Below are 9,246 nucleotides of genomic sequence, written 5' to 3'. Positions count from 1 at the left end.
CGACACGCCGTCAGCGTCCTCGATCAGGTGACCGTTCTCCGCGTCCATCAGGTGTCCCTTCTGAGCAAGTGCCCACCTGATTCATGACACTCCCGAGTTTTCCGGTCAGGGGCAGTCCGAGTAGGTCGGGTGGGCGGGTGAAGGGTGTGCAGGAGGTCTCTCGGGGTCCGGCGGCGATGTTGCGGTGGTGGCCGGCGTCGCGGAGGGTGTTGATGGCGAGGTTTCGGAGGGTGGCCATGTTGGCCGCTCCGTGTCCGGTGCTGATCTTGGAGACGTCCCCGGCGAACGTGGTGTCCCGGATGTGGTGGACGGCTTCGATGCCCCATTGTGCTCTGGCGATACGGCCGGTGAGCTGCGGTGATGCCTGTGACGATGTCATGTCGGTGATGGCGTGGATGGTCTGGCGTGCGACCTTGCCGGTCTTCAGATCGGTGCGGTGGCGCAGGATTTTCACCGCCTGGACGGCGTGGGGGAAGTCCAGGCCGTCTTGGCCCCGGCCAGCCATTTCGCGTGTTTCCGCTGGGTGTGGAGGGCGTCGGCGGTGACCACGGTGCCGGTCAGGCCGAACGGGGCGAGCAGGGCGGTGAAGCCGGTAATTTCATTGGTTTTGTCCGGTACCCGGAGCTGGCTGACGGTGCGGCCGGTGGCCGTGACCGCGGACAGGACGTGGGCGGCCGGGGCGGTGCCGGTGCGTGAGCCGGGGACACTTTGCCGTCCACCGCGACCGGTTCCGTGCCGGCCGGGCTGTGTCCGAGCAGGTCGGCCAGCCCGCCGGGACACACTGCGGCCAGCACCCGGCGCACGGTCGAAGGCGAGGCCGGACGGCGAACCCCGGGGGGCTGCGCGGATGAAACCCGAGGCGGGCCAGGGTGTCCTGGGGTGCGTGGCGGGCCCACTGCCCGATCGCGGCGCAGGAGCGGGCGCCGGCCAGGACCGCGCCCGCGGCGGTCAAGAGCACCGGGACGAGGCTGTGAAGCCGACCCCGCCGGGCGCGTGGATCCGGCATGGCGGCCAGCCGCGCCGCCGCACCGGAAAGCTGAAGGTTCGTCACATCCCTGTGACCAGCAGGCTCTCCGGACCATCAGGACTATGAATCAGCCCTGGGGCCTGGGGGAGCCCGGCTCCTTTGCGGCGCGACGCCCAGCTTCGGGCCGTACGGGGCACTCCCGGGCCGTAACTGCCCGCTGCAAAAGCCGCGGATCCGCCCCTGCACCCGAAGTGGCGGCAGGGCAAGGGGCGGATCCCAAGGGGCGGCGGGAACCAGAGCCTCCTGGTGCGCCGCCGTCTCCAGGCCAAGTTACAGCGGCAGAACCGAGCAGAGCTCCGGCGGCTCGCCGCGCGCCGGGCGTTCACTCCGAAGGGGGGACAGACCGTCAATATTTAGTCGTGATACGCACGGTGTCCGGAACGTTTCACACTCCGGTCCAGGCATGCAATCGGGCCGTGAAGCCCTCCCCCTATCAGCCAGTGTCCTCAGGGTCCCGGTAGAGGCCGGGGAAAGGGGATATGCTGCTGAGTACTTCGGGGCGCATCGTGCAGCGGTGCATCCCGCTCCGGGCCCGAGTCCGGTCGGGAAGCAGCCCTGAGGTAAGGGGAGTGTGGCGGAAATGGCAGACGCGCCGGATTCAAGTCCCGGTGTCCACAGGGCGTGAGGGTTCGACTCCCTCCACTCCCACGCGTTCAAAGGCCGGCGGATATTCGCAGGCCCCCTCACCACTGTCGGGCACGCCCAGGCAGCGGGGAGGGGGCCGCCCGTTCCGGAGGGCGGTGATCTGTCGGGCCGGGTCAGACTTGTTCGGTGGGGCGAACGAGCAGTTCGTTAATGGCGACGCGCCATGGCCGGGTGACGATGTAGCTAACAGCGTCGGCCACATCCTCGCTCCGCAGGCGCTCTATCGCAGCAAAATGCTGAACCAGCATCCGCTGGATATCGGGTCGGTTGTGAGTACGCAGCTCCGTATCGACACTTCCGGGTTCCACTGCAGATACCCGCACATGTTTCATTGCGAGTTCCTGGCGCAGCGCCTCGCTGAAGGCACTGACGCCAAACTTTGTAGCGCAGTACACCGCTGAATTTCCAAAGGCCACGCGGCCGGCGAGCGATCCGATATTCACCAGATCTGCCACCCCCCGCTGGCCCTGCGCAGCAGTGACCAGGTGCGGTATCGCCGCGCTGCTGCAATGAATCAGACCAAGCAGATTAACATCGACCATGCGTCGCCATTCTTCGGCTGAGGAGTGAGCGAAGGAGCCGAGCAGCATCAGGCCGGCGTTGTTGACCAGGGTGTCCAGGCGCCCAAAATGCTCAACGACTCGGTCGACTGCCTGGTATGCCTGTTCCTCTTCGGCTACATCAGTTTCGATAACCAGGGCTTCGCCATGTGCTGAACGTATGCGGTCGGCCACCCTCTCCAGCCGTTCCGCCCGGCGCGCTGCCAATGCCACATGGGCCCCTTGTTCTGCCAGGGAGATTGCGCAGGCCTCTCCAATGCCGCTTGACGCGCCGGTGACCAACGCCACGGTGCCTTCCAAATCACGGTTCATGCCGCACCCCTCTCCAGTTTACGGTCCATGTAATACCACTCCCTATTGACGTTTCGCGCAACGGCTGACGAAAGTAAAAGCTCCGGCGGCCCCGGACATGCCAGATCAACTGTTTAATGGGGCTCAGATAAGCGCACGGGCAGAGGCTCAGTACCTGCCGCCTGCGGACGCAGCCCGGCATCCGCCGGTAGCCTTGTGTCCGGCTCTCCTCGCATGCCGCAGCCGGTCCTGCCCTCGGGTTTTATTCGGTTGGCAGCTATGGCGCTCCTGACAGCGGCCGTCCACCGTTGCAGAGCTGCTCAGGCCGGCGATGCAGGGTTCGGCTGGCCGCAGCCGACGGCTCATTTGGACCCGGCGGTAACGCAGGCTTGTCCGGCTTCGCCCAGCCGGCAGCGTGCCTCCTCATCCCTGCGCTGCAGCATCGAAAGACACTCGGCAACTCTTGCGGAACCGTCGGCCGGTCGGACTCGTGATCTTGGCCAGTCCGCCGCTGTTCAAACCAGCTCTTACCGACCGGAATTTTGAGGACCCGGTCCGCCGCTGCTGCACCGGCCTGATGCTGGCCCGCAAATCTTTTGCGAATCTGGTACTGCCTGCTTCTTGGCGGTATCCCAGCCGGGACACCGCGGGCGAGGTCTCTGTGCTGCCGGGCCCTGGAGATACTCCAAACCAGAGGGCGCCCCCCGGGGCATCGAGGGCATCGCACCGACCGGGTCACCCCGGGACACGCTGTTCCTTGCGCTGCCTCATCAGACTTGCACGGCAGGTGCATACCGGCCGGAAATGAGACCGTGGGCGCAGGGGGGTCCGTACGGGGCGGGGAGGCTGCCTCACGGACACGCATGCCAGCGGTGCATGTCTCAGGGCTGTTGCGGCTGCAGGCCGTGGACAGCCAGCTGTGCAGGCGCTCGGCTGAATTTTCTCCAGCCGAGCGCCTGCCAGCGCGATGTTCCGGTTTCGCCTCAGGCAGCCGGGCATTCTGCAATGATGGTGACGAGCCACCGGTTCGAACTCAGCTTCTGAGGCTCCCGGAATATCTCTTGGCCGTCGGGACATTCAGCCATCATCTGATTTTCTGCACGAAAGGCAGCCACGGATTCCGTCGGGCCGAATCCGGAGAAAATCCTGTGGTCCGTGACGGCTGTCGTGCCGGTCGTCGCTGCAGGCGAACTTGATGCCGCTGCCGGGCCGGCTTCGGCCGCCATGGCGGGGCCTCCTGCAGCAACGCTAACAGCCATAACCATTCCGGCAAGTCCTAGTACAGCACGTCGCATCACGCACGGTTCCTTTCTTCAGGGGGACCTGGGGCTTGCAACATAGCCATCACCCCATTACCCCTGCATCGGATTTCAGCCAGACAGCGCCGTGACACACGGTGATCACCGGTGACAGCGCCCGTCCTGCACCGTGCGGCAAGCCTCTTGCAGCAGAAGGCGCACCCCGTTCCAGAGCTGTCAGAGGGAAAGACCGCACACCAAACAGGCCTCCGCCACACGCTGGGTCATCCCTTTGAGGCCAGAGGCCCTCCCCTTGGGCCCGTCAAAAGAGAGGACTGCTCCCTCCTTTTCCCTCTCGTCATTTTGGCTCATTTATCATGCCTTCCAGCGCAAGGGAAGGGAATGGCGTGTGCATGACAGAAAGGGTCGTCCTGGGAACCTTAATTCACATAGCGGGACGCAGGCTTATGGCAGCCACAGGCTGGCCTTGGGCGCGGGCCGTGCGGCGGAAGACCAGACCTGCCGGACGGGGGAGGGCTGCGGCGCCGTATCTACGGCCCATCCCAGAAGGCGGCAGTCGTGAGTACGAAGCACAGGCCGAGCAGGACGGGCCAATAGAGCAATTTTGGCAGCAGATTCTCTCGCCACTCCAGGACCTTGACCGGCCTCTTTCTGGTGATCAGGATTGCATTGACGGCCACCAGGATAATCACGGTGTACAGCGCGATGGAAAAATATTCCATGTAGGCCAGCCCTACGCCGCCGGTCAGCAGGCGGGTCTGCTGCTGGTCGAGAATAAGAGCAAGCAGCATAGACACGGTAAAAGTGATCACGGACCAGGTACTGAAGCCGAACAAACGCCTATGATTCTCGTCTCTGGTGTAGACGAAGAGGCCAAGAAATACGAGCAGGGCGATAAAGCATGATCTCGTCAGGCTGGCGAACATTGGGCCCTGCCAGTTCCGGGCGAGGCCGACGTTGAAGTAGAGTTCCGCAGCGGAGCCTTGAACGGCATACGGACCGGTCACGCCGAAATTACTGTTGTACAGGTGGCTCTCCAGGCTGAATACGGTGAATCTAGGTGTCCATCCTGTCACCTGGAAGCCAGACTCGAGGCCGTACAGTGCCGTGTAGCGCCAGGACGGGTACGCCGCCAGGTCGGGCACCAGCTGCACATCTCCTCTGATATCGGCTGACCATAGGCGGATTGAAATGTTCTGCGTGTCGATGGGGTAATGCCTGTAGTCGAACGATTGATGAATGATGGTATCAAAATACCATCCGATAGTAAGGGACCCGTCATGGTTTCTGATTCTGTAGACTTCCTTTGGCGCGTACGAATCACCGGCCTCAGGCAGGACCACACCGTGATAGCGGGCTGGCACAGACGCCGGGATTCTCTGCCAGATGTATCCGCTTGTCTCCACAGAATCGACATCGGTAAACTCAACACTTTGCAAGAAGAGACCGGTGGGAACCCGGATACTAGATTTTTGATCCGCTGGTTGAGCCGACAGGTATGCATTAACCGCGCGCCCGTCCGGCAGAGGCGTTCCCTGGATCCCGATGACACTGCGGTCAGCCGACTCCACCTGCCACGTCAGCCCGATCCCGCACATGAACAGTACGGCTGCCGCTACGCACATCAGCCCGAGCTGGCGCGCCTTGCTCCGTGGCTTTACAGGAATGGCGGTACACGCCACTGCCAGGAAGACAGCGCTCAGGACCAGCGGACACCAGCCAGCAGCTGCTCCTCTGAAGGCGCCGCGGGGGATGGTGGCGTAGTTGACAGCGGCCGTGACCGTTCCCGCTAGGCTCGCAAGCAGGACGAAGCGGCCGAACCACCGCAACGCCGTGCGCTGACGACGGGAAAGAAGCCCGCTATGTTCCTCATCGCCGAGCTTCGGGCCCACGTCCGCAGAGCCGTGCTCCACCCTGTTTGTCCACCGCCTCTGGTTCGTCCCCCCTTTGCCGCCAGTGTGTGCCCCGGAGCAAGCAGCGTGTGTGCGCCACACAACGGTGTTCGATCAGATGGGTGGGGCGGCGGCTGCGGAATCGCCGGCGTAAGTTCGAAGTACACAAGTTCTTGACAGCAGAGTCCCCCCCGGCACGATTCGGACCCAGAGACAAGGGGGCCCGGCTCCGGCAGGCCCAGCTGCGGGGTAATGCCGAGGCCGGTTCATCGCGAGACCACCATTGCAGCGGTGGAACGGCACCCGGGCTGCGCAGTAGCACACCTTCACGCCACTCCCGCAGCGAGATCCATTGCGGGCACATAGAGGAGATCCTTGTGAAAGCCTCAAGTCTGGGCTATCTCGGGCCTGCAGGTTCTGTAGCCGGAGCGGCTCTGGCGGCTTTGCCGGAGGCGGCTGCGAGCCAGCCGGTCCCCATGCCCTCGGTACCAGCGGCGGTAGACGCTGTACGCTCCAGGGCGCTCGCGGGCGCGCTGTTGCCGGTCGAGACCGCCTCAGGAGACGAGGGGACGGTCACCGTCGATTTGATGGCCGCTTCCGACGATCTGATGATCTACCGCGAGGTACTCGCGCACATCCGGCTCTCGCTGGCTTCGGCGCCGGGCACGAGACTGCCTGAGATCCACACTGTGGCGGGCAAGCCCATGGTTCATGTCCAGGCGAGTAACTGGCTGGAGGAGCATCTTCCCGGTTGTGCGTGGAAGACAGCGGGGTCAAGTGCTGAGGCAGCCCAGATGGTGCGCGAAGGGGCAGCCGATGCGGCCTGTATTGGCGAGTTCACCGCAGGCGAGTACAACCTGCATGCCGTGGCGCCAGAGGTGCATGATCCGAAGAGTATAGATGCGCGCTACATACTAGTCGGCCGGCTGGGGCGGCCCTGCCCTCCTACCGGGTTCGACAAGACTTCTCTCGTCCTTTGGCCCGGCGGTGACCGTCCCGGAATGCTGATTCACATACTGCAGGAGTTCTCCGTGAGGGACGTCGGCTTGCTGCATGTCGAAACCCGCCCTACAGGCCACGGCATGGGAAAATACCTTTTCCTTCTCGACGTTGCAGGACACATTCTAGACCGTCCCGTAGGGGAGGCGCTGGTTCAGCTCAGACGTAAAAATCACGAACTGAGATACCTGGGGTCGTATTCGCGGGCTCGCAACCCTGTAGATCTTCCACAGAGCCGTTCAACACAACTTCATGGCGATTATGAGGCTGCAGAGGAATGGCTTTCCCACTGTCTTGAGGGCGAACCCATGGCCTGAGCACCGTCTGGGCGGCGTGCAGCACGTACACACAAGGCGAGGCCGACGATGACGGCGTCGGGGTCACGGACGATGCCTGCGGCGAGGGTGTGGAGGCTGCGGAGGTCGTTGCGCCGGACGGCGTCGAGCCACTGCGGAAGCCGTTCGCCCTGGCGCTCGGTGAGTATCTGCGCGAAGGCCTGCGCGGAAGGCCCCCACGTAACCGGCAGAGCATTGAGTTCGGGGCAGTGAGTCTTTCCACCCTCACTCTCAGCTGGTCGATGGGGGTGAGGCCAGCCTGGACGGGGCTGGTGATCCGGATGGCAGAGCACCGCGGCTTGCGCAGGAGCTGCCAGGGCCTGAGGGGGAACGGTTGCCGGACGAGGTTAGGGTCTTTGCCTGGGGCCGGTTCGGCTGTGCGAGGCGGGCGGAGCTGGGTGCGGGCGGCGATGATGAGCCAGGTCCACACGTCGGCGGTGTTCGCACGGCGGACCTTCGGGGCGGACCAGCCGAGAGTCTGTTTCATGAGCCGGAATGTCTGCTCAAGATCAACCTGCGCATGTCCGTGACCGTGGTGACCTCCGGCCCCTGCCGGCTGTCGGGCTTGGCGAAGGTCAGGACGCCGCCGTGTCGGCGCGGCCGTCAGCCCCTTGGGCCGCAGCGGGCGGGGCCGGGCCGGGGTCGCGGAGCATGACGCGGTCCGGGCGCAGGCGTCCGGCCAGGACGACGGGCAGGTCCGCCAGGGCATGTGAGGGACAGGCGGCGGCGTAGCCGCAGTCCATGATGGCCCAGATCGCCCGATCACCCGCCTGCCACTGCCGGGCCTGGGCCAACCTGTCGATGACATCGCGCAGTTGGTCGGTGCGGTGACAAGGGTCGCGACGTCGGCTGGCCCCAGGCGCACGGCGTCCAGCAGCGCGGCCCAGGAGGCCCGGCCGGTCTTCCAGAGCGGCGACGAAGGAGAACGGCCAGCCCGGCTGAACTGGTCCCTGCTGCGTGCTCCACGTCCGCAGACGTGGCAGAACAGCCGGTCTCGCTGGCCGGTGCGCCGAGGCGGAACCCGTTGCTCACGCCCACAGCCAGCACGATCCGCCCGTCGGCCGCCCGGGCAGCTCGACCAGCCTCTTCACCGGCCCGTCCGCACACAGCACCGGGTCCGTGAGCTCAAAGAATGCATCCGCGCCGGCGTAAAAGCACTCGTAGAACCCGACCTGAAAGCGGGACCAGGCACCGAACGCCTCGCCCGCGGGCGCGTGGACCGGGAGACTCATAGCAGCGGCCGTTCTCGTGCTTCCTGACTCGACACCTCGAAGCGTTGAGAACGGCCGCCTCCCCTGTCCCGGGAAGAACTGCAGATCAGCAGGCCTGGTGACCTGCGAGGTTAAACGACAAGCTCAGCGTACGGCGATATTGTCGAGGGGGACGGAGTCTCCGTGGGTTATCAGGGTGGAGCGGGCGATGTCCCCCTCGTAGTAGCCGGGGTTGAGGTTGAAGTGATTTGCGGTAATTGTCGCGGTGCTCGTCGTAAAGGAGAGGGGAGATTTCACAAGGCGTCCTCCTGTGGGCAGGCGGTCGCTTTCGGGTGCGTAGAGGGGGAGGGAGTTGGTGCTGGTGGTAGCGAAGGTATTGAGCTGCAGGCCGATGAGCGGTATGCGTGTGCCGGCGTTGAACAGGGCCGGCTGGACGCGGGTGTCGGCGAGGGTGCAGAAGCCTTCTGGACAGCCGGTCAGTTGCAGGGTGCTGCCTGTGCTGGATGGGCCGAGCGAGGGACGGATGGCATGGGCTTTGACGCTGATGGAGGTCAGATCCCGCCCCCATTCGACGCCGTCATTGTGGACGACCGCAGAGACTGCCTGCGGGCCGGTGTTGGTGGTTGACAGGTAAGCGCGTGAGCGCCCGGCCTGGTCCCGGTCATTGGGGTAGGCGCCGCGGTGCGATGTGACGGAGGTGTACTGCTCGGGGTGCTCGGGGTCGATGAGCCCAGTGACGAGTCGCTTGCTGTCGTGCCGGTAGTAGAGGCGCTGGTATGCCTCGTGTCCAGGGGGTAGATCGATGGTGGAGTGCTGCGCGTCAGTTGCTTTGAGGCGGATTTCGATCGGCTCCTGGTCAAGGCCGTTGCCACGGGGGGTGGCGGTGCCGCCCGCGCCGCCCGCTCCGTTCAGAGTGACCATCTGGACGCCGTTGATGTTTTCTTTGAGGGGGGCGGGGGGTGTGATGGTGTTTTTGTCGAGGGTGATGGTGGTGGGTTTGTTGCCGTTGGTGACGCGCAGGTGGGTG

General features: G+C 64.6%; 9 protein-coding genes and 1 tRNA gene. 2 read left to right on the top strand and 8 right to left on the bottom strand.

What is annotated here, in order from left to right; all coding sequences use genetic code 11:
• Positions 1-10: 10 nt before the first annotated feature.
• Genes AC07DW_RS32265 through AC07DW_RS32255 form a run of 3 tightly spaced genes read right to left on the bottom strand, consistent with a single transcriptional unit; the run spans position 11 to position 1,006 of the window.
• Complete coding sequence (locus tag AC07DW_RS32265; RefSeq protein WP_478861201.1) at positions 11-454, bottom strand: hypothetical protein; 444 nt, start codon at positions 452-454, stop codon at positions 11-13.
• Entirely contained in the window at positions 451-663 is a 213-nt protein-coding gene (locus AC07DW_RS32260) for a transposase (protein ID WP_478861204.1), read from the bottom strand. Before AC07DW_RS32260 ends, AC07DW_RS32265 begins: the two co-directional genes overlap by 4 nt.
• A complete protein-coding gene (locus AC07DW_RS32255) occupies positions 599-1,006 on the bottom strand; it encodes a transposase family protein (RefSeq protein WP_478861203.1) in 408 nt (135 codons plus the stop codon). The genes AC07DW_RS32260 and AC07DW_RS32255 overlap by 65 nt, the downstream gene beginning before the upstream one ends.
• A gap of 586 nt (positions 1,007-1,592) precedes the next feature.
• On the opposite strand from AC07DW_RS32255, the gene AC07DW_RS32250 reads away from it, so the two are divergent.
• A tRNA-Leu gene (locus AC07DW_RS32250) sits at positions 1,593-1,675 on the top strand.
• 110 nt (positions 1,676-1,785) lie between these two features.
• Here AC07DW_RS32250 and AC07DW_RS32245 read toward each other — a convergent pair.
• From AC07DW_RS32245 to AC07DW_RS32235, 3 genes are all read right to left on the bottom strand, one after another.
• On the bottom strand, positions 1,786-2,544 hold the full coding sequence (locus AC07DW_RS32245) for an SDR family NAD(P)-dependent oxidoreductase (RefSeq protein ID WP_478861200.1): 759 nt from the start codon (positions 2,542-2,544) through the stop codon (positions 1,786-1,788).
• Between the two features lie 962 nt (positions 2,545-3,506).
• Entirely contained in the window at positions 3,507-3,749 is a 243-nt protein-coding gene (locus AC07DW_RS32240; RefSeq protein WP_478861199.1) for a hypothetical protein, read from the bottom strand.
• A 563-nt stretch (positions 3,750-4,312) separates the two neighbouring features.
• Positions 4,313-5,674 (bottom strand): hypothetical protein, encoded by a 1,362-nt coding sequence (locus AC07DW_RS32235; RefSeq protein WP_478861198.1) that lies wholly within the window; start codon positions 5,672-5,674, stop codon positions 4,313-4,315.
• A 68-nt stretch (positions 5,675-5,742) separates the two neighbouring features.
• Here AC07DW_RS32235 and AC07DW_RS32230 point away from each other — a divergent pair, with 68 nt between their 5' ends.
• Positions 5,743-6,990, top strand: coding sequence for a prephenate dehydratase (locus AC07DW_RS32230; RefSeq protein ID WP_478861197.1), 1,248 nt, complete (start codon positions 5,743-5,745; stop codon positions 6,988-6,990).
• A 593-nt stretch (positions 6,991-7,583) separates the two neighbouring features.
• Here the strand turns inward: AC07DW_RS32230 and AC07DW_RS32225 are convergent.
• Both AC07DW_RS32225 and AC07DW_RS32220 read right to left on the bottom strand, forming a co-directional pair.
• Positions 7,584-7,916: a transposase gene (locus AC07DW_RS32225; protein ID WP_478861202.1), complete on the bottom strand. Its 333-nt coding sequence runs from the start codon at positions 7,914-7,916 to the stop codon at positions 7,584-7,586.
• Between the two features lie 447 nt (positions 7,917-8,363).
• A partial coding sequence (locus AC07DW_RS32220; protein WP_478861196.1) for a hypothetical protein occupies positions 8,364-9,246 on the bottom strand: 883 nt, incomplete at its 5' end.

The organism is Streptomyces sp. NPDC045701 (genome assembly GCF_056432045.1).
This window is presented reverse-complemented; position numbering and strand designations above follow the sequence as displayed.

Excerpts from the sequence above, each read along its gene's own strand:
- AC07DW_RS32255 (WP_478861203.1), bottom strand. The coding sequence starts at position 1,006 with ATGCCGGATCCACGCGCCCGGCGGGGTCGGCTTCACAGCCTCGTCCCG.
- AC07DW_RS32245 (WP_478861200.1), bottom strand. The coding sequence starts at position 2,544 with ATGAACCGTGATTTGGAAGGCACCGTGGCGTTGGTCACCGGCGCGTCA.
- AC07DW_RS32240 (WP_478861199.1), bottom strand. The coding sequence starts at position 3,749 with ATGGCGGCCGAAGCCGGCCCGGCAGCGGCATCAAGTTCGCCTGCAGCG.